The following is a 19376-nucleotide window of genomic DNA, read 5'->3' on the forward strand; positions in this document are numbered from 1 at the left end:
GCCGGCGGCCGTCTGCTGGGCCTGCTCGGCGAGCTGCAGCGCCACGGCCCTGCCGCCGTTCGCCTCCGCCTGCGCCGCCTCCGCCTGCCGGAGCGCGGCCGTGGCAGTGGCCGCCGTTCGACTTGCCTTGTCGGCGGCCGCGTTGGCCTGCCGGATCGCCTCGGTGAACGCCTGGGCCCGCTGGGTGCGGTCCTTGGCGGCTTGGAGTCGGGCCGTCAGCTCTGCCGGGCCGCTGCCCGACATTGCCGAGGCGGGCGGCGGCGCCTCGGACCGCGCTGCCGGAACGGTGGGGTGGGTGCTCTGGCTGGTGGTCATAATGCCCCCTGGTGGTGGCCTTGCCGGTGTCCTCGGATAGCGGGGGGTGTGGCGGGCCGCACCCCCCGGTGGCGGCGCCTCATACTCCGGCCAACTGCGCGTCGGCCGTCTCCGCGTCGGGTGTGGCCTGCGGCCGCTGGGCCGGCCGAACCTCGCTCACCGCTCGGTGGGCGGCGGCGGAGTCCAGGCCTTCGCCGGTGTACCTCCGCAGCAATGCCTCCAGCTCCTTCGCCACGGCGTTCGTAGAGATCGTAAGGTCGTCGTCGGCGGCAACGTGGATGCGGTACAGCTCTTGAATTGCGGCCTTCTTAGACTCTTGAACTGCCAGAGTCCGAATCTTCTGGGCTTCGGCCTGCTCCCCGTCCTCCGGCTCGGGCTCGGCCTGCCGCTCGTCCGCCGGCTCCTCCTTCGGCAACTTGGCGTGTACCCGAGGGTTGCCCCCGTTGCCTTGAGCCGCTGCGGCCTTGTCTCCGGCATTGCCCGGGGCCTGCTCGGCCCGGTCCGCACCCTCCGTCAAGCAGTCCACGGCGTCGTCGTCGTGGTCGTGGTCGGCCGCGTCGGCACACTCCTCGCGCTGGCGCGGCAGGGCGGCAGGGCCACTGCCATCAACGGCAATGTCAAGGACAGCTGCTTCCGCTGCGGCGGCCTGCTCAGCCTGCTCGGCCTGCCGCTCGGCCTGCTCGGCCTGGCTCTGCAGCATTGCCAGGTAGGCCGCTGCGGCAGTGTCGGCCTGCCGCTCCTCCTCTCGATCCCACGGCGACGGCAAGTCGGCCTGCCGGAGTCCGGTCGCGTGCTGGCGCATGGCAACCCGCCGGCGATATGTCTCCTTCAACTCGGGGTCGTCGTAGACGCCAGCAGCGTCCAGCGCATCGGCGATCTTCCCGGCGAGCTTCATGCCCTTCCGGCCCTTGCGCTGCTTCTCGTTCAGCCGGGATTCCTGGTCGGCGAACTTAACGGCCCGGGTCAGGGCCCGGTCACGGGCGATCTGCTGGGCGGTCTTGCCCCGAACGGTGAGCCCCATACGGGCCATCAGGCGCTCGCGCAGATCCCGCAGAATCAGGGCCATGGGGGCCTGTGAGCCTTCACCTGACCGGTGGCGGAGCTCAAGGCCGAGGGCGGAGTGGGCAGCGATGGCAGCACCGAACGATCCGAACACGATCCGGGCAAACGTGCCGGGGGTCCAGCCTCCACCCTCGTGCCAGGCCGGGACGCTCGACAGAACCGCCAGGACCCAAACCGCCGACCCGTACCAACCCGGCGACTTGTCGTCGCCTGACATGTGCTCACGGGCGCCGAACACGCACATGGCCATCAAGCACTCATACGCGGCACAGGCCAACAGGCGCTCGCCGTGGCCGTAGATGGCCAGTCCGTCAGCGGTGAACCGGTACGACGTGTTCAACGAGACGTACGTGCACACCACGAACGCCAGGATGGCCGTCAAGGTGCCGGCACTGAACTTCCGGCGGGGGCCGCCAGTCTTGGCGGTTCTGCGCCGAAGCGTTCCGATCCCGATCAACGTGCAGGCGGCAACGGCCACCAGCATGGTGATGACGGAGTGCGCATTGGCCCACTCGGCCGCGCTCATCAGGGCATTCACCGGTTGCCCCTCCGGCTGGTGTCGGTTCCGGCCATGTCTCCGAAGGTGGTCGGTGGGAGGCCCTCCGGGGCCTTACCGTGGAAGTACATAGGGAGTTGCCTTTCCTGTGCGGTCAGCCCTTGGCGAGCTTTGCGGGCGATGTCCGGGGCTGACCGGAGATTTATCATCACTTCAAGAGTCTTGATCTTTCGGCATCTCGACCTTCTGGAGTCCTGAACTCCGGGAGATTCGAGGGCCGCCCACCCTGCATCTGTGCCGACTGGCTGGCAGTAGGGCGGGCAACTTCAAGAGTCTTGCTGTCCCTACTTCGGGTTCTCCTTGATTCCAAGAGTCTGGAAGTATCGGCGTCGCAGCTCCTCCTCCTCGTTGCCGACCAGCGAGCCGCGAGTGGCCAACAGGGCATCGATGGCGATGCGGATCAGCGTGTTGGCGGTGATCCGCGGACCGCCGATCACCGTCCGCGCGTCCATCAGCGTGCGGGCGAGTTCGTCCAACCCGGTCCACTGGTCGGACCGGATCTGCGCGTACTTCGGCCGGACGGTCGTCTTCGCCTGGTCCCCCGGCGGCGAGCTGGGGCCGCTGGCGGCGGTGGCTGCGGCAGCGTCCTTGAACAGATCCCCGAAACCTCGGGGCTCGTTGCCGGCGGTCATGCCGTCACCTCCTTGCGGACGGCCTTGTACGGCTCTCCGAGGTGGGCCAGTGTGGCGTCAATGAACATGTAGACGTCTTCCGCGGCCTTGTCGGCGTTGTCTTCTTCGCTCAGGGTGACGGGCAGTCCGCTCAGCATCTCGTGAGCCGTGTACTTGCGAATCCACCCGTCGTACACCGGCATGCTGAGGGTGTTCAGGGTGTCTTTCATCGTCTTCGCCTTGCCCTTGGCGCTGTGCTCGATCATGGACAGGATGATCCGATAAGGCGCCCTCTCCGGCTGCAGCACGTCCCGGATGCTGCGAAGCACCGACTTCATGTCAGAGCGCCGCGGCGGCATGGGCACCACCACCAGGTCGGCCTTTGCGGCGGCCTTCAACTTCTCCCGGTCGCGGAATGGCTGGTTGTCGGTGATCACGTACCGGAACTGCTTGAGCCGCCGGACGGCGTGGAGCTCGGCCGGGTCGTCGCTCTCCGTCAGCTCGAAGGTGGCCGGCACCCGGAGATTGGCCGTCATCTCCGTCACCCCGCCGTCCGCCTGCTTGGCGTCTGCGTTGATCAGCAACGTAGGCCCGATCTTCCCCAGCTCATAGGACAGCAGGAACGCAAGCGTCGACTTGGTGATGCCGCCCTTACCGCCCCACACCGAGATGACGAACGGCCCCTCTTCGGGCCGCGGAGGCGCGATCCGTTCGCGCAACTCTTGATGATTCATGGTCTTGGTCCTTCCAAACTTCAAGACTCTTGAAGTTATGGTGTCCAGCATATTGGCCTTGGCCTTGGCCCCACTTCCGCCTTGGCTTACCAGCAGAATGTACCGACTCCAAGCCTCTTGATGCTCGGAACACTGTCAACAACACGACTCCCGATCTCCGACACACCCTAACTTCCTAAGTCTTGAACTTCAAGACTTAGGAAGTTAGGGTGACGAAAACAGAGAGGGGCCGGGCCTCCACAGCCCGACCCCTCACGGGTTGCCCTGCTCACCGCGCAGACGGTGGCCGGGCTTGATCCTTTAGGGAGGATCAATGGTCAGGGTAGAGCAGATGACCTCTTCGGGGCGCCGGTGCGTACTGCTGGCGGAGCCAACGCCGGCGGGATGGGTGGGCCGGCTGCGAATTGCGGTCGGGCAGTTGTCCGGCCCGGAGCGGCCAGCGATCCCCGCGCCTCGGCGGCCGGCCGAGGACCTGGTGGTGCTCGCGGTCGCGGTGGGGGTGCTCGGCTGATGGCCCGCGACGTGGACGAAGACCTGCGGCCGGTGAGCCTCCGGGGGTTGCTGCCCGGGGCTGCTGCTGGCCGGCGTCACCTGGTCGACTGGCTGAGGGCTCCTCGGCTGGACGTCGCCAGGGCGGCCGCGACGGCGGGGGCTGGTGATGAGTGGACCGTTCGGCTCTCGGCGTTGAACACCGCAACGGATGTGTTCTTCGCCGACTACTGGGCGGCGGCGCGGGCGGCCTGACGCCGGACGACGATGGCGGCCCCGGAGAGGTGATCTCTCCGGGCCCGCCGTCGTCGTGCTTCTACTTACGGGGCCTTGGCCGGTGTGGGGGTTCCGCCGGCCGCGCCGCCTCCTGCTGTGTCCGGGACGGCGAGCCGTACGGCGGTGTCCATCAGGTGCGACTCAGTCAGCGACAGGTCGCGCACGCGCACGGTGAGCCCTGTCCTTGGAGCCTCAACGATCTTGAGCTTGCCGGCGTCGTTTTCCAACACCATGGCCACGTGGTAGATGCCCTGAGCCCCGTTCCACCAGAACACAAGGTCGCCGGGCAGCGTGGCGCCGATCGGGACGTGCTGGCCGGCTTCGTACTGGTCGGTTGTCACGCGGGGGAGGTGGACGTATGGCCACCACGCGTACTGGACCAAGCTCGAACAGTCGAAACCGGCGTGGGTGCCAGCGAAACAACTACCGTTCAACCAACCGGTGTTGTCGCCACAGAACCCGGTCCCGGGCCCGGTGGGTGTGCCACCGCCCCACACGTACGGAACGCCCAGCTGAGCCATTGCCCGGTTGATGACGTTGTTGACCGCGGGCCCGGCGAGCGCCGGCGGTGTGTCGTCGGAGCACTTCACCGCTTGGTTGGTGTCGCCTCCGCTCAGTGCCTCGGCCAGGGTCGTGCCGAACTTCTCCCACTTCTTGTACTGGTATCCCACCCCGCTGACCTGGACGGTCTCGGCGGCGTCCGCCATGTCCATCCGCTCCCAGCCCTGAACCCACGTGAGGCCGGGAATGTGCTGGTCAGGCACGCCATACAAAAATGCCGTGGTGCTGTAAATGGGGTCCAGCACCTGGTCCGGCGACCCCCACCCGACCACGGAGCGCTGTTGGAACAGCCCGGCCGCGTCGTGGCCGGGGCTGGGCGGCAGCCTTCGCAGACTGCTCTCCTGCATCGCGGTCATCAACGCGATGGCGGCTGCCCTCGTCGGCAGTCCCTTCTCCTTCGTCACCTTCGCGATGGTGACGGCGTTGGCGGTCTGCTCGGCGTCGAGTTGGACTCCGGCCGCGGCGGCGGTGAGGGGTCCGGCGGGTGTGCCGCCGCCCTGGTCGTTGGAGGTGACGGCCACTGAGCAGTACTTACCGCTCTCGGCGTGGCCGCTTCCGCCGATGATCAGGATCACGGGCAGTGCCACCACGCCGGCGGCTGCCATGACGAAACCTCGCGTCTTCAAGTGCTCCCCCTTCTGTGTGGTGTGGTCAGCCCTTCGCCAACACCGCGTCCACCCGCCACGCACCGGCCACCCGTAGGAGGTGGAGACTCCATGACGCCCGGTTGTCGGCCGGGGCCCCGTGGTCCGTCAGGTGCTGGGCCCACGCGACCGTCACGAAAGCGTCGGTGTCGGTCGCGGGCGGGGCGTCGGCGTCCACCGCCGCGGTGCGGACGGTGGCCACGCTGGTTTCCTGAGCTGCGGTCATACGGGCCGCGAACGTCGTCTGTGTGGGGCGGAGCCCCTGCAGGTAGGCCTCCGTGGCGAACGGGCGGGCCCGCTCCACGGGGTCGAGCGTCGTCGGGGCCTGCCAGTCGTAGGAGTAGAACGCTGCGGTGAACCGGGAGGCGACGTCGACCGGGCCGCCGGGCTCGCCGCCGCCGGCCGCGGCCGGTGGTGCCCCGGAAGCCGGCGGAGTGGCCGAGGGAGCGCCTGTCGCAGCGGGGACCGGTGAACTGGCGGTGGTCGTCGGCGAGCTGGTGGTGGTCGTCGCGCCGTCGGTGCTGGCCTGTGGCTCGCCGGTAGTGGTCGAGCCCGCCGTGGTCGGCGCTGCCGGTGCCGCGCCGGGCCCGCGCGGGCTGGCCTGGTCGGCCGCCACCGCCGCGGGCGGGGCCGGATTCTGCGGCTTCTCCTGGGTGCTGCATCCGACCAGCGCCGCGGCGGCGACGGCCAGGGCGACGGGCTGTCGAACCTTCATGGTGTGCGGTCCTCCCTGGTAGGGGCTGGTGTCTCGCTGTGCGGCACGCTGCCCGTGCCGCACAGCGTGCGCAGGATCGCGGCGCGCGAGAAGCGGCGACACCGGACGTCGCCCCAGTGCGGCAGTTCGCCGCGGCGGGCGAGCCTGCCGACCTTGTCGGGCCCCATGCCCAACAGCTCGGATACCTCGGCGGTCGTCAACACCTGATCGCTGAACGGAAGATCCTGCCAGGACCGGCCCTGTACGGCCGCGTCCAGCGCGTCGGTGCTGAACCTCCAGTCGCCGCCCAGTTTGATGCCTGGCAAGTCGCCGGAGCGCGCCCGCTTCGTGACGGTGCGCACGTTGAGCGCGAGCCGATGAGCTGCCATTTCGCTGGTCAGCACCGGTCCCGCAGGGTCCAGCCCGCCTGTTGGGGACTCGCCCCGGCGGGGCCGGCCCCTGCGAGATGGCGTCAATTCGTCCGTGTCCACCGCCCGTTTGTACCGCACGCAGCGTCACCACTCTGTCCTCCGTGGTTCTCCGGCCGTTGGGAGAGTGTCCCGATTCGCGACAATCCGTTGATCATGGATGCACCGCGGGTAGTCAGTACGCTACTCTAAAACAGCCCTCGATACCGAGAAAAAGGGTAGAATGCTGATGAACGGATCTAGCGCACTGGGGGGTGACGCGTGACCGAGGCCGACGAGATCGACCGAGATCGACCGGTGAGCCTGAGGGGCCTGCTTGTAGCCGGGGCCGCCGGGGAGGCCGAATCGAGCAGGGCGCACAAGGGGGCTCGCCCGGCGCGCAAAGGGCGCGCAGTACCGGAACCATCACATTCATCTGCCCTGGAGCACAAGCGATTTCCGGCCATCGGGGCCGATTTACCTGCCACCGGACCCTCGCCTGCGGCGGGCGCCGCAGGCGAGCTCCTGACGGCGGATGACCACCGGGCGCCGGCTGTCACGGCGGGTGCGAGTGCTCCGGCCGCTTCGGCACCGGCCGTTGTGGAACAGCCGCAGACGCTGGTCCTGGGCAGGGTTCTGCCCCGGGACGTTGCGGCCGCGCCGCCGCCCGCGCCCGCCGCTGGTCCGGCCGAGGTGGTGCCGGCTCAGCCGGCCGAGGCCTCCGCCTCGGTGGCAGAGCCCGAACCGCTCGTGGAACTCCGGCCTCGTCGCCGGGGGTTGCTGCGTCGTCGGCGCCCGGAATCGGTCGCCGCGGCACCGGCTCGGCCGGCGCTGCCGACCGTCGCCGACCGCGTGCGGGAGACTGTTCTGCGGAAGCGGCTGACGGTCGACCTGCCGGGGCCTCACGTACGGATCGCGGTCGTCTCCCTCAAGGGAGGCACCGGGCGGACCACCGTGGCGCTGGGCCTGGGCGACATCCTGGCCGCCGATCGGCACCGCGAGCCGGTGGTGGCGCTCGACGCCGTACCGCTGCACGGGGGACTGGCCACCCGGGCGGGTGGGCGGGAGGCCAGCGTGATAGAGCTGCTGGCCAACCACCAGACCTACACCGCCCACAACTCGCCGCCCCCGCCGACCTACCGCCGTCCCTCGGGGCTCGCGGTGATTCCGTCCGAGCACCGCCCGGACGCTCAGTACGTCCTCGGTGCGGAGGGGTACCGCTGGCTGGCCGAACACCTGATTCCGCGCAGTTTCGGCATCGTGGTGACCGACACCCCCGCCGGCCTGTCGGACCCGCTGATGGCCGGCGTCCTGTCGCTCGCGGATCTGGTGGTGCTCACCACCACCGCCGCGGCGGAGTCGGCCACGCGGGCGGTCGACGCCCTGGCGTGGATGCGCCGCCAGGGATACGGCCGGCTCGCCCGGCGGGCGCTGGTCGCCATCACCGGCGTTCGCGAAGGTGACCCCGGGGTGCCCGCGGAAGTGCTGCGCGAGCACTTCGCGGCCGAGGCCGGCGGCGCCGTGACGATCCCGTGGGACCGGCACCTCGCGGCCGGCCAGAGGATCGACACCACGGCCCTGGAACCCGCCACCCGCACGGCTTACCTCACACTCGGCGCGGCCGTCGTGGCCGCGCTCCACGCAAAGAAGTAGGGGAGAACCACCGTGTCACAGCTGCTCGACCTCGCCCACCACGCCGTCGTCCTGGCGGTCGGCCCGACGCCCGCCCCGAGCGGCGGCAACATCCTGCCGAACATCCCCCCGGACAAGAACGCGCCGGGAGCGGGGGCGTTCACGTCGCTGATCGGCGCCCTCATGTACTACGGCCTACTGGCCGGGATCGCCGGCCTCCTGCTGGGAGCGATCTGCTTCGGGCTCGGCAAGTACTTCGGCAACCACCACGCCACGACCGCGGGCAGGGTCGGAATGTTCGCCTCGCTCACGGCGACGATCGTCGTCGGCGGCGGCAGCTCGCTCGTGAACTGGGCGTTCAACCTCGGCGCCACGATCAGCTGACCAACTAGGGGGCCAGACATGGAACTTGACCAGAAACGCGCCCGACTGATCATGGGGACCGTGCTGGCCGTCGCGCTGTTCGGCGGCGGCGTCGCGCTCGGGCACTCCACCACGTCCTCGGAGTCGGCGAAGACCTCGCCGGCTCCGGCGCCGCCGGCCTCGACGCCGAACGGCGCCACCACCGCCTCCGGCATCGGCCCGGCCCGGGTCGTCGCTGGCGTCCCGGTGGGCTATCCGCACAGCAAGTCCGGTGCGCTGAGCGCGGCCGCGAACTACGCGGCCGCCATCGGCTCGCCGCGGGTGCTGACCCCGGAGGGGCGGACGGGGATCGTCTCCGCCATCGCGGCGCCGGCCTCGGCGGCCGCCCTACAACAGCAACTCGACCGCTCGGCCTCGGGCGCGACCTACGACCAGCTGAGGACCGACCAGAACGGCAAGGTTCCGTTCGGCTTGGCGAGCGTTCCGATCTCCCTGCAGCTCGACGGCCCCGGGGAGCCGGGCGACACCGCCACGGTGCAGGTGTACGCCATCACGTACGTAGCTTCCTCCACCGCCACCGCCGCGGGTGGCTACGGCCGCGCCACCGTGAAGTTGGCGTGGACCGGCGGCGATTGGAAGCTCACCGACTTCTCCGCGGTCTCCACCACGGGCCCGATCTCGACCAACTACTACGCCCCGAGCACTGGGTGGCTGCCGGTCGACGGCAGCTCGCTCTACGACGTGAGCTCGGGATTCCGGCGGACGCTGACAGAGGGGACGGTGCCGGGCTATGTCGTCCCGTAGCCGGTGGACGCGACGGGTCGGCGTCCTGGGGGCGGTGACGGCCGCGGTCCTGGCCGTCACCGCGGTGCCGGTGTCCGCCGACCCCAAGCCGCCGGACGTGTGCACAACGCTGGCCGAAGCGGCGATGCATCCGCTTGACTGCGCGGGCAAGGCCCTCTCATACGGCGTCAATGGTGAAATCCAGGCAGCCAAGCAAGGCGTTCTTGACGACATCACCGGCGCAATCGTTGACGGCGTGAACTGGATTTCCGGCGCTGTCGGCGATTCGATTCAAACATCGGGTGCGCCGGACCTCAAAGCGGCCTGGTTCAACGAGACGTTCGAGGCAACAAGGTCGATCGGCGCCATGTTCGCGCTCATCGCCCTCTTGTGCTCAGCCATCCTGGCCGCGCTCACGCGGGACGGCGCCGAAGTCGGCCGGACTCTCACCAAGGTGTTGACCGCCGGAGTGTCCTGCGGGCTCGTCGGGTCCGTGGTCATGATGTTCAATGCCTTCGTCGACTATGCCTGTGACGTGGCTCTCGGCACTGACGGCTGGGCCAGTATCACTGACTCGCTCAAGGCCGTTGCCCACGTGCTCAACCAGTCGGTGAGCCGCTCGCAAGACCCGTCAGTGGTCCTGCTGCCCTCGTTCATCATCATCCTGATGGGCTTGGTGATCATCATCTGCCTGGGCGTTGTCTGGGTCGAGATGATCATTCGCCGGATGGCGATAGACATTTGCATCGCGTTTTGGCCGCTCGCGGTTTCCGGGTCCATCTGGAAAAAGAGCCGCCAGTGGGAACAGCGCCTCATCGACACACTCATTGTCGTGGTGCTTGCCAAGCCCGTGGTCGTGATCGTGCTGAAACTGGCGAGCAATTCCCTTAAGGGCGTCAACTCGGCGGCCGGGCTTATCCTTGCGCTCGGCCTCTACGTTGTCGCTGCTTTTGCTCCGTACGTCGTCATGCAGATGATCGGTGTTATCGGCGGCGCCACGCAGTCGAACGGCGCCGGCGGGATGCGCCAGGCCGGTTTCGGTGGCGTCGCTGGCATGGCGGCCGGGGTCATGGCGCTGACCGGTGCTGCCTCGAAGCTCGGCAGTTTCATGGGCGGCGGTAAGACCCGTACCCCGTCCGCGGCAGGCCGGGCCGCGGCAGCGACCGCGGGCGCCGGCGGCCCCAGTTTCAGCGCGGGTCTCGCGGCCTTGCAGGCCGGGGCCAACCGGCCGATGCTGCAGGCCGGCCGCGCCGCTCCCGGCCCGGCTGGCGCGCTTACGGGAGGCGGGGGTGGAGACACCCCGGCACTGGGCTCCGGGGTGATCCCCGGTCAGCTCACCGGCAGCCCCAACCGGCCCGCGCTCCCGCCCGGCACGGGCGGCAGCGGCGGCGGCACCGGCGGCCGGACCGGTGGACCCGGTGGTGGCACGGGCGGCACCGGCGGCGGCGGAGGGACGCCGGGGCTGCCCCCAAACGGAACCGGCGGTGGAACCACGCCGCCGCCGAACACCAGGAACGGCAGTACGAACTCCGTGGCCTCCACCGCCGCGGCCCGCCAGCAAGCCGGCCCGGGCCGGTACGCGCTGACAGCGCCGGTCCGCCCGGCCCCGGCCGTGCACACCATCCCGCCCCGCACCCCGACCACCGGGAGGCCGCAGTGACTCTGCAACAGCAGCGCCAGATGTACGTCTTCGGTCCGCGGCAGACCGACGGCATCGTGCTCGGGTTGACCATGGGCAACCTGATCGCCCTGTTCGTAGCGGCCTTCATCCTGGTTCGCCTGCTGGCGTACGGCGTCGGGGGCACGCTGCTCGGCGTCGCCCTCGTCGTGGCCACGGTGGCCGCGGTGTGGGTGCCGATCGCGGACCGCACAGCGGCCGAGTGGGCGCCGATCGTCGCCCTGTTCCTCGTCCGGCGCGCGCTCGGGTGGCACCAGTACAGGGGTGGGCCCGCCGCCCTGACCGCCCCGCAGACCCACGAAGAGGGAGTGGAACAGATGGAACTGCCCGGCGACCTGGCGGGCATGCAGGTGCTGACGGTGCCTACCGTGGTCGGCAACATCGGCGTGATCAAGGACAGCAAGCGGAACCGCTACGTCGCGGTGATCCAAACCAGCGGCATGGCCTTCAAATTGCTGACCACCGCGGAGCAGGACGGCCGGCTGGCCGCGTGGGGTGAAACGCTCGACTCGATCGCCTACGCCGGCGGCGGCATCACCCGGCTGCAGCTGCTGAACTCCACTGTGCCGGACAGCGGCGACGCGCTGAGCCGGGAGTGGGCGGCCAAGGGTTTGCAGGGCTCGGCGGCCACCGCCGCCAACTACGAAACGCTCCTTGATGAGGCGCGCCCGACCAGCCGCACCCATGAAAACTACATCGCGGTGATGCTGGACCCGCGGCGCGCTCGGCGGCAGATCCGCATCCTGGGCGGCGGCGACACCGGGGCATGCGCGCTCCTGCTGCAGCGGTGCGCGAGCATCGAAGACGCGTTGACGGCCGCGGGCGTGGTGGTAGAGGGGGCTCTGCCGGCACGGGCCATCGGCAAGCTGATCCGGTGTGCCTACAACCCGGGCGCCCGGTGGGGGCTGGATGCTCGCGGCCCCATCACGGACGACTCCGGCGGCGCCACGCCGGCCGAGGCCGGGCCGATGGCGGCTGACGAACACTGGTCGGAATACCGGACGGATGACACCTATCACGCCGTCTACTGGATCTCCGAGTGGCCGCGGAAGGCGGTTCCCGGCACGTTCCTGGAACACCTGATCCTGCAGACCAACTGTGAGCGCACCCTTTCCATCACCATGGAACCGCTCAACCCCCGTAAGGCCGCGGACGAAATCGCCAAGTCCGACGCCTCCAAGAACGCCAACATGGCAACGAAGGAAAAGACGGGATTCAGGGCCTCGGCCCGGGACGTGCGGGAAACCCAGTCGATTGCCGCTCAGGACACAGCCATTGCCGATGGCCACGCCCTGTACAACTTCCTGGGTCTGATCCGGATTTCGGCGCCTACGCCCGAACTCCTGGATCAGGCATGCGCGGAAGTCGAGATCCGCGCGGCCGCTCTCAAGCTGCGTCGCCTCTTCGGCGAGCAGGACGTGGCTTTTCCGGCGACTCTCCCGTTCGCCCGCGGGCTGCGGTTCGGGATGATCACCGACTGACCTCCGGCCGCTTTCGGTGCCGGCCCCACCAGGGTGGGGCCGGCACCGTATCCGACCGGACAAGCACCACCGACACTTCGGGGAGAACAGCATGTTCCGACGCGCCAAGGACACCAGCACCACGCCCACCGTGGCCGTAGCCGCTCCCGCCCCCGCTCCTAAGAAGCGCGCGGCCCGCCGTGGGGCGGCCGCGTCCTCGTCCGCCCCACGGCGGGGCCTGGCTCTCCTCGGGCAGGGAATGGAACGGCCGATGTCCGGCCGGACCCTGCGTCAGCTCCGCCTCGCACCCCACCGGGAAGCCACCACGGTGCTGCAGTCCCTTTACACGTGGCAGGCCGATGCTGGCGTGGGCCCCCTGGGGCCGCTCGTGGGGCACAACGTCCTGGGCGGCGGTTTGTTCTGTTTCGACCCGTGGGAATGGTACGACGCGGGGCTTTTGACTAACCCTAACTGGATCACTTTCGGAGAAATCGGTTCGGGCAAGAGTACCGAGGTGAAAACGCGAATCGCCAGGGCCTATGAATTCGGACGGGGCACATTCGCAACCGACGTCAAGAGTGAATACAACGAGCTGGCGGGCTACCTCGGGCATGAGCCGATCTTTATCGGGCCCGGCCGAACCGACCGGCTGAACCCGTTCGACATGGGCGGTGGGGAGGAGTCCCCCGCCGATGCGCAGGCGAGGCAGCTGAACATGCTGCAGTCCCTTGGGGCCGGCGTCCTGCGGCGGGACCTGACCGAGTCCGAGCGGACGCTGTGCCGTATTGCGGTCGCCACCCTGACCGGTGGTCACACCGAACGGGTGGTGTCCGCGGACGGCACCAAGACTCTGGCTGCCCGGCCTGCTGACCGGCCGCGGGTGCCCACCCTGCCGGAAGTCGTGGAAGCGATGCAGCACCCCCCGCAGTCGGCTATGTCGGACCTGCCGTTGAGCGCCGCCGAACTGCGTGAGAAGACGGCCGATCTGATCATGGCGTTTCAGCGCCTGGTGGACGGTGACCTGCGAGGGATGTTTGACGGGCCGACAACTGTGGATGTTGACCCGAAAACGAAATTCCTGGTGGTCAATCTGTCGTCGGTCTTCGCGGAGCGGCGCGACGCCCTGCCGCTCGTCCGCATTTGTGCGTCGGCCTGGCTGCAGTCCGCCATGACAAAGCACTTGATGCCCCGTTACAACATCAGCGATGAATCTTGGGCCGATATGAATCACGGCACCCTGCGCTGGTATCAGGCTATGTTCAAGCTGGCCCGGCAGTACCGGGTGTCCAATGGTCTGGTATTCCACAAGCCCGGCGACATTATGACGGCGGGCGGGGCCGGAAGTGAGTCCGACCGTGTGGCGTCCAGCCTTCTGGCGGACGCGGGAATGGTCATTTTCTACCGACAGAAGGCCGATCAAATCGAGCTTTGTAAAAAGCTTTTCGGGGCCACCGATGCCGAATCCATCTGGCTCACCGGCCTGCGTCGCGGACAGGCCCTGTGGAAAATGCCGGACCGGTCGTTCATCGTCCAGCACGTCCGCAGCAGCATCGAAGCCGACTTCACCAACACCGACCCCGAGGCCTCGGCCGACGCCGGGGTGGACCTCGCCAAGGACGGCGGCACCGCGGTGGCCGACGACTCGACTTCGCCGGCCGCGGACGCCTGGGTGGACTCCTCGACCACCACGGCCTCCACCGGCCCGGCCTCGGACGGGGTGTACGCCTGATGTTCTCCGACCAACAGCAGCCCGGGGCCGGCGGTGGCGGCGGTGAGCCGGTGTACGTCGTCGTCGCTGTGGGGGTCGCCGCTGCGGCGGTGTCCTGGACACTGTGGCTCGCCGCCGCCCTGACGGCTCTGCTGTCCGGGCACGGTTGGCATGGGGACACTGCACGGCGTGGACTGCCCTTCGCTGGCCACCTGTTCATCAGCCGGGGGGATGCGGCCGGGGCATGGGCCGAGGGCGCCGGCGGCGGCGAGCTCGGCCCGGCTTGGCTGTACTGGGTGCTCGCTGTGCTCCTCCTCGGCATCGTCCTGGTGCTGCCGACCTGGGTCCTGATGGCCCGCCGCAGCCGGCGACGCGCCCGCGGTGCACAGTGGGCCCGGCGCGACCAGGAACGGCGCATGGTCGTCCCCGCCGATCCGGTACGGCGGCTGTGGCGGCTGACAGCGGGGCTCAGCAAGCGCACACGCCGCCTGCTCGCCGGCGCCGACTGCATGAGTGCGATCGCCTTCGGTCCGAACGGCAGCGGCAAAACGGTCAGCCTGGTGGTGCCCAACGCCCTGGAGTGGCAGGGGCCTGCGTTGATCTCGACGGCCAAAGGGCCTGACATCTTCTACATGCTCCGGGCGCGCGAAGCGGTCGGCCCGGTCCACGTCTTCGCCCCCACCGGTCTGCCGGGGTACCGCACTAGCCGCTGGTCGCCGGTGGCCTACGCCACCGACGAAGCGGCGGCGGCCCGGATGGCGCGCTGGCTGTGTGAGGCGGCCGGCATGGACGACCCGTCGTCACGGCCGTGGATGATGCAGGCCCGACAGTTCGTCGGGCCGCTCCTTCTGGCCGCCAACCTGTCCGGCTGCGGAATTGACGCCCTGGTGGACTTCGTGCAGCGCGGCAAGGCCGCGGAAGCCGACGTTCGGCAGATTCTCCAGAAGCACGGCGCACAGACGTTCCTGCGCCAGTACACGGGCGTGTGGAACAACCTGCACGCGGATGGAATCGGTTCGGTCCTGTTCACGGCAAACCTCATCATCGACCCGTATTTGAACCCCATCATCCGCGAGTCCGCTACCGATTCAGATTTCACGGTGGAGGATATTCTGCGGGACTCCGGGACGATCTTCGTCGTCTCCCCTCCGTCCGAGTCGAAAGCCCTGGGGCCGGTCTGCACCGCGCTCCTGGCGAGCCTCATGTACGCGGTGGAGCGCGAGTTTGAGCGGATCAATGCCAACTGGCAGGACAACGGCGGCGGGCGTCACTGGCTGTTCCGCTGGCGCCGCACCCCTGCGGCGCCCAAGCCTCTGCACCGCCGGGTCCTCCTCGGCCTGGACGAAGCCGGAAATGTGTTCCGCTTTCCGGAGTTGGCCAAGGTCGCATCGACCGGCCGCGCGCTCGGGGTCCAGCTGCTGGCAATTTTCCACGATTTCTCACAGCTGATTTCCATGTACGGGCAGGATGATGCCCGTACCATTGTTTCGCAGTGCAAAATGCGAATCGTTCTGCCCGGCCTGGCGGATGATGTGACGCTGGATTACTTCTCCAAGGGCTACGGCGAAACGGTGACGCAACGAACGTCCCACACCACCGGCTCGGACGGCCGCGGATCATCGACGGTCAGCGACCATGAAATTCCGCTGATCGCGCCGTATCAGATCCGCGAACTGGAACGCGGCCGGGCCCTTGTCCAGTACGACAACCTGCCGCCCATGCGGGTCCTCCTGCGCAACGCGGAAGCGGACCGGCACCTGCTCGCGCTCGCCAACCCCACGGCGGCCCCCTCGACCAAGACCCTGGAGAACGCCTGATGACCACGCCGGAACTCGCCGCCGCAGCCGCGGAGCTGCTGGACAGCCGCCAAGACTGCCGGTGGGTGCTCTCCGCAATGGAGCCGGCCGAACGTCGGCAGCTGCTGGAGAGGATGCGGCCCTGGGTGGAGTGGGTGGTGGAGGAGTACGACCACCTGCAGCTCGAAACGAAGATCCCCCGGTGCTGGTACCGGCACCGCGGCGGCCGGAATGAACTCCTCGGCCTCTACGTCGCGTGGGTGCGCGTGTACGTCGAACCCGGCGAGAATCAGCGCGAGCTCGCGCTGATCGAGTGGGCTGATGCCCTGGTCAAGGTCACCGGCAGGGTGAAATTCCCTGTCGAGTGCCTGGAGAACGGCGAGCACCACCAGCCGTCGTACACCGAACCCGAACGGTGGTCCACGGACGAACAGTTCGTGATGTGGTCCGGCACTGACCCGGTGATGACGGCCCCCGCGCACCACCCGGCGCCGTACTACCAGCCGCGTCCCAAGCCGGGGCCCGGCCAGATGCCGGCGCCGGCCCGGGCGCCGCGGCTTCCGTCGGCCGCGGGTCCCGGGCCGGCTCCGACCGTGCCCGCCGCCGTCCCGGCCCCGGAGCCTGCTCCCGCCGCCTCCCCGCTGGCGGCGTACCTGCCGGACTCGCTGCCCGCCTCGGAGATGCAGGCCAGGATTCAGGAGGGAGCGGCCCGGCAGCTCTCCGGTGTGGGCGCCGTGCTGTTCGGCGGCTCCTGGTGGATCGCCGCCGGCGACGGCAGCACCTGGGTGCGGCTCAACCCGAGCAACCCGGAGCACGTCCCCACCATCACCAAGCTGGAAGCCACCCGGGCCTCGATGGCGTAGGTAGCTCGGCCTCGACCTGCTGACCGAAGGGAAGATCCGTGACCGGCTACATCCCTACGTTCCCCGCTCCGGTGCCCGCGCGGCACCCCGCCGTGGGCGTCCTGCTGTTCACCGCGAAGGTGGCCGGCTGGCTCGCGCTGGCCGGCGTCCTGGTCCTGGTTCTCATGGTGGTCTGCGCAGTCCGCGCGTTCGTCCCGATCCTGAGGGCGGGCGGTGGCCGGCGGCGGTGGTGACCAGCGTCGTCAACGGCGGCGGCCCCGACTCGGACGAGTCGGGGCCGCCGCCGTTCCTGGTGCCCGCCGGTCTACAGCGCGACGGTGATGGACTGGAACCCTCAAGGGCTGATGACCGGCCACCAGCGTATCGGCCGCCTCGGGCGGCCATGGTCTACATGCTGAGTCCCGGCCCGGCGGCGTCCGCTCCGGTGGTGGCGTCGTAGGCGACTTCGACGGCTTCCGCTGCAGCCGCCGCGGCCGCCGCCCCCGCGGCGGCGCTGGCCACCGCGGTCACAACCGCGAGGGTGGCCACCTCCTCAATGAGGCTGGTACGGCCTGCCTCCTCCTGCTCGGCTCGGCCGCGCGGCAGTGCCGTGCGGGTCGCGTCCTCGGTGGCCAACTGGTCGTACTCCTCCGCCAGGGCGCCGGCCCGTTCTTCCAGCCGCTCGGCTCGGTAGCGCTCCCGCTCGGCCGCCGCCACGTCGCTGTCCCTGGCGGTATCCAGCATCTGCGGCAGGGTGCGATCCATCACCAGCCACTCGGAGTAGGCCGCGGCCCTGGTGGCCTCCGGGCCGGCGGCGGCCTCCAGCATCGCCCGGCGGGAGTCGAGTTCGGCAAGGCGGGGTGCGGTGTTGTCGATGTAGTCGCGCAGTGCGCCGGCCTCGGCCACCAACTCGCGCCGCTCCTGTCCCCGGACGGCGTGCAGCAGTCCAAGAACCGCCCGTTCCTTCAACCGTTCCTCGACGGCGGCGAGTTGGGCCTGTAGTTGGTCGGGGGTGCGGTCCCCGAGGCCTCCGACCTGCCGCACGTCGCGGTACTCGCGGTCCAGTGCCTGCAGCTCCTCGACCGCTGCGGCGCGGGCGCCCAGTGCGGCGTGCCGCTCGGTCAGCGCGGTGACGACTGGTCCACGGCGGGAGCGGGCTACCTCCATCGCGGTGGTGGCCTGCTCGGTCACCCGGCTGGCGTCGCGGCCGGCCTGAATCGCGGCCGACCGCACGTCGGCGAGCCGGCTTTGCAGTTCGGCGTCCGGGACGGTGCCGTGCGGCCGCTCGCGCCACGGTGGGATGCCGTCTTCGGCCGTTTCCCGTACGGGGTCGGGCCGCACGGAGGTCCGGACGCTCTCGGGGTCGAACGTCTGCGGCCGCGGCGCCGTAGGGTCGGCGGGCAACTCCTGGTTGATGCGCCACGCCAGCAGCGCGGGGACAGAGCGCACGGCGGGGGTGATCCGGGTCTGCTCGGCCGTGCGTCCGAGCACGGTCACCGGGTCGTGGCCGGCTCGCTCGACGCGCGCGAGGGTGGCCCCAAGGGCCGGCCACGCCGGATCGCCGGTCACCAGATCGGCGCGCGGCCCGAACACCCGCCGCACTACCTCGTGGTACTGCTCGTATCGGTCCTCCGCCATGGTGCTGCCTGCCCCTCCTGGTCGGCGTGCTACCTGCTGCGGCCGCCGTCGTCGGCGGACCGGTCCCACTCCTGATCGGTGTACTCGTACCCGTACGCCGCGTCCTGCTCGTGCTCGCGGCGGGCGTCGCCGGCCGCCGCGCTGATGCGGGCGGCCGTGCGCTGCAGCCCTTCGGTGAGGGAGTCGGCGGGCCGCTGCTCGGCCCTGATCTGCCGCTCGGCTGCCAGGGTCTCGGCGCTGGCCTGGGCCTCGGCCGCGCGTTGCTGCAGTGCGCGCACGTTCGCCTGGGCCAGGGCGGCGTCCTGCAGATCGCTGCTGCGGGCCTGGGCGAGCATCTGCGGCAGGGCCTGGGCGGTGGTCTCCCACTGCTGGACTGCGCCGGCGCGGGCCGGTGCCGGACCGGCGAGGCGGTCCAACCGCTCGCGCTGGATGTCCAGCTCGACCAGCCGCCGGGTGACCTGTTCCAACTGCGAGCGAAGCGCCGCGGCCTCGACGGCGGCCCGCTCCCGGGGGCCTCGCCAACGCGACCCCGCGCCGGCCTCGGCCTCGGCGAGCCGGGCACGGAGCTCGATCGCCTGGGCCCCGGTCGCGTCGAACTCCGGGGTGAGCTCGGCCAGGGCCTGGACAGCCTCCGCGCGCTGCTGCAGTGCCTCGGCCTGGGCCTGCACGGCCTCGGCGGCGGGGCCGGTGCCAGCCTCGGCCCGGCTCTGCTTCTCGGCGGCGGAACCGACGGCCTGGGCGGCGGCCGCGGCGGCCTGCTGGGCCTGCGTCAGCGCTGACACGTGGGCGGTCTGCAACTCCTCGTCGGTCAGCTCACCGTGCAGGCGCTCGCGCCACGTCGGCCGGCGCTCGGCCGGGGCCTGGTCGACGTCGACCGCGGCGCCGTCCACCACCACCTCGTCCACCTCGGCGGCCGGCTCCGCGAACTCGGCGGCCTGCTCCTGGTCCTCGGTCTCGGCCTGGGCCAGGGCGTGCGCGACCGCGCGCAGATCCTCGTCCGCGAGCTCGGCGTGGGGCCGCTCACCGCGCACCGGCCGGCGCTCGGCCGGGGCCTGGTCGACGTCGACCGCGGCGCCGTCCACCACCACCTCGTCCACCTCGGCGGCCGGCTCCGCGAACTCGGCGGC

Annotated in this window: 18 protein-coding genes and 1 pseudogene; 10 read left to right on the forward strand and 9 right to left on the reverse strand. The window is 70.0% G+C overall.

The window, feature by feature from the left end; genetic code table 11:
- The 4 genes and pseudogenes from ACIG5E_RS34345 to ACIG5E_RS34360 all read right to left on the reverse strand — a co-directional run.
- Positions 1–315 (reverse strand): annotated as a pseudogene (locus tag ACIG5E_RS34345) (hypothetical protein); the annotation flags it as partial.
- Between the two features lie 79 nt (positions 316–394).
- Positions 395–1915: a hypothetical protein gene (locus ACIG5E_RS34350; RefSeq protein ID WP_396540289.1), complete on the reverse strand. Its 1521-nt coding sequence runs from the start codon at positions 1913–1915 to the stop codon at positions 395–397.
- A 302-nt stretch (positions 1916–2217) separates the two neighbouring features.
- On the reverse strand, positions 2218–2565 hold the full coding sequence (locus ACIG5E_RS34355) for a hypothetical protein (RefSeq protein ID WP_396540291.1): 348 nt from the start codon (positions 2563–2565) through the stop codon (positions 2218–2220).
- A complete protein-coding gene (locus ACIG5E_RS34360) occupies positions 2562–3278 on the reverse strand; it encodes a ParA family protein (protein WP_396540293.1) in 717 nt (238 codons plus the stop codon). The genes ACIG5E_RS34355 and ACIG5E_RS34360 overlap by 4 nt, the downstream gene beginning before the upstream one ends.
- A 510-nt stretch (positions 3279–3788) precedes the next feature.
- Between ACIG5E_RS34360 and ACIG5E_RS34365 the strand changes: the two genes are divergently transcribed.
- Positions 3789–4022, forward strand: a complete 234-nt coding sequence (locus ACIG5E_RS34365) for a hypothetical protein (protein ID WP_396540295.1) — start codon at positions 3789–3791, stop codon at positions 4020–4022.
- Positions 4023–4087: 65 nt separating this feature from the next.
- Here ACIG5E_RS34365 and ACIG5E_RS34370 read toward each other — a convergent pair whose 3' ends face one another.
- From ACIG5E_RS34370 to ACIG5E_RS34380, 3 genes are read right to left on the reverse strand one after another with little or no spacing between them, the layout of a single operon-like run.
- Positions 4088–5209 carry a C40 family peptidase gene (locus ACIG5E_RS34370; RefSeq protein WP_396540297.1) on the reverse strand — a complete coding sequence of 374 codons (1122 nt, stop codon included), beginning with the start codon at positions 5207–5209 and terminating at the stop codon, positions 4088–4090.
- A gap of 46 nt (positions 5210–5255) precedes the next feature.
- Complete coding sequence (locus ACIG5E_RS34375; protein ID WP_396540299.1) at positions 5256–5963, reverse strand: hypothetical protein; 708 nt, start codon at positions 5961–5963, stop codon at positions 5256–5258.
- Positions 5960–6346 (reverse strand): helix-turn-helix domain-containing protein, encoded by a 387-nt coding sequence (locus tag ACIG5E_RS34380; RefSeq protein ID WP_396540301.1) that lies wholly within the window; start codon positions 6344–6346, stop codon positions 5960–5962. Before ACIG5E_RS34380 ends, ACIG5E_RS34375 begins: the two co-directional genes overlap by 4 nt.
- Before the next feature lie 855 nt (positions 6347–7201).
- Here ACIG5E_RS34380 and ACIG5E_RS34385 point away from each other — a divergent pair.
- The 9 genes from ACIG5E_RS34385 (at position 7202) to ACIG5E_RS34425 (ending at position 16865) form a co-directional block, all read left to right on the forward strand.
- A complete protein-coding gene (locus ACIG5E_RS34385; RefSeq protein ID WP_396540303.1) occupies positions 7202–8002 on the forward strand; it encodes a MinD/ParA family protein in 801 nt (266 codons plus the stop codon).
- A gap of 12 nt (positions 8003–8014) precedes the next feature.
- On the forward strand, positions 8015–8365 hold the full coding sequence (locus ACIG5E_RS34390; protein ID WP_396540305.1) for a DUF6112 family protein: 351 nt from the start codon (positions 8015–8017) through the stop codon (positions 8363–8365).
- 18 nt (positions 8366–8383) lie between these two features.
- Positions 8384–9148, forward strand: a complete 765-nt coding sequence (locus ACIG5E_RS34395) for a hypothetical protein (protein ID WP_396540307.1) — start codon at positions 8384–8386, stop codon at positions 9146–9148.
- 34 nt (positions 9149–9182) lie between these two features.
- Positions 9183–10787, forward strand: a complete 1605-nt coding sequence (locus ACIG5E_RS34400) for a hypothetical protein (protein ID WP_396540309.1) — start codon at positions 9183–9185, stop codon at positions 10785–10787.
- A complete protein-coding gene (locus tag ACIG5E_RS34405) occupies positions 10784–12286 on the forward strand; it encodes an SCO6880 family protein (protein ID WP_396540311.1) in 1503 nt (500 codons plus the stop codon). The genes ACIG5E_RS34400 and ACIG5E_RS34405 overlap by 4 nt, the downstream gene beginning before the upstream one ends.
- A gap of 250 nt (positions 12287–12536) precedes the next feature.
- A complete protein-coding gene (locus ACIG5E_RS34410; RefSeq protein ID WP_396540313.1) occupies positions 12537–13994 on the forward strand; it encodes a hypothetical protein in 1458 nt (485 codons plus the stop codon).
- Positions 13994–15790 carry a type IV secretory system conjugative DNA transfer family protein gene (locus tag ACIG5E_RS34415; protein ID WP_396540315.1) on the forward strand — a complete coding sequence of 599 codons (1797 nt, stop codon included), beginning with the start codon at positions 13994–13996 and terminating at the stop codon, positions 15788–15790. The genes ACIG5E_RS34410 and ACIG5E_RS34415 overlap by 1 nt, the downstream gene beginning before the upstream one ends.
- Positions 15790–16632, forward strand: coding sequence for a hypothetical protein (locus ACIG5E_RS34420; protein WP_396540317.1), 843 nt, complete (start codon positions 15790–15792; stop codon positions 16630–16632). Before ACIG5E_RS34415 ends, ACIG5E_RS34420 begins: the two co-directional genes overlap by 1 nt.
- A gap of 38 nt (positions 16633–16670) precedes the next feature.
- On the forward strand, positions 16671–16865 hold the full coding sequence (locus tag ACIG5E_RS34425) for a hypothetical protein (RefSeq protein WP_396540319.1): 195 nt from the start codon (positions 16671–16673) through the stop codon (positions 16863–16865).
- Positions 16866–17019: 154 nt separating this feature from the next.
- Here the strand turns inward: ACIG5E_RS34425 and ACIG5E_RS34430 are convergent, their stop codons facing one another.
- On the reverse strand, positions 17020–18249 hold the full coding sequence (locus ACIG5E_RS34430; protein ID WP_396540321.1) for a hypothetical protein: 1230 nt from the start codon (positions 18247–18249) through the stop codon (positions 17020–17022).
- Between the two features lie 29 nt (positions 18250–18278).
- Positions 18279–19376: hypothetical protein (locus ACIG5E_RS34435; RefSeq protein WP_396540323.1), on the reverse strand; the 1098-nt coding region annotated here is incomplete at its 5' end.

This window comes from Kitasatospora sp. NPDC053057 (genome assembly GCF_044546945.1).
In the GTDB taxonomy this organism is placed as follows: domain Bacteria; phylum Actinomycetota; class Actinomycetes; order Streptomycetales; family Streptomycetaceae; genus Kitasatospora.

Coding starts and splice junctions, on each gene's coding strand:
- ACIG5E_RS34355 (WP_396540291.1), bottom strand. CDS start 2,565: ATGACCGCCGGCAACGAGCCCCGAGGTTTCGGGGATCTGTTCAAGGAC.
- ACIG5E_RS34360 (WP_396540293.1), bottom strand. CDS start 3,278: ATGAATCATCAAGAGTTGCGCGAACGGATCGCGCCTCCGCGGCCCGAA.
- ACIG5E_RS34365 (WP_396540295.1), top strand. CDS start 3,789: ATGGCCCGCGACGTGGACGAAGACCTGCGGCCGGTGAGCCTCCGGGGG.
- ACIG5E_RS34370 (WP_396540297.1), bottom strand. CDS start 5,209: ATGGCAGCCGCCGGCGTGGTGGCACTGCCCGTGATCCTGATCATCGGC.
- ACIG5E_RS34375 (WP_396540299.1), bottom strand. CDS start 5,963: ATGAAGGTTCGACAGCCCGTCGCCCTGGCCGTCGCCGCCGCGGCGCTG.
- ACIG5E_RS34395 (WP_396540307.1), top strand. CDS start 8,384: ATGGAACTTGACCAGAAACGCGCCCGACTGATCATGGGGACCGTGCTG.
- ACIG5E_RS34410 (WP_396540313.1), top strand. CDS start 12,537: ATGTCCGGCCGGACCCTGCGTCAGCTCCGCCTCGCACCCCACCGGGAA.
- ACIG5E_RS34415 (WP_396540315.1), top strand. CDS start 13,994: ATGTTCTCCGACCAACAGCAGCCCGGGGCCGGCGGTGGCGGCGGTGAG.
- ACIG5E_RS34420 (WP_396540317.1), top strand. CDS start 15,790: ATGACCACGCCGGAACTCGCCGCCGCAGCCGCGGAGCTGCTGGACAGC.
- ACIG5E_RS34430 (WP_396540321.1), bottom strand. CDS start 18,249: ATGGCGGAGGACCGATACGAGCAGTACCACGAGGTAGTGCGGCGGGTG.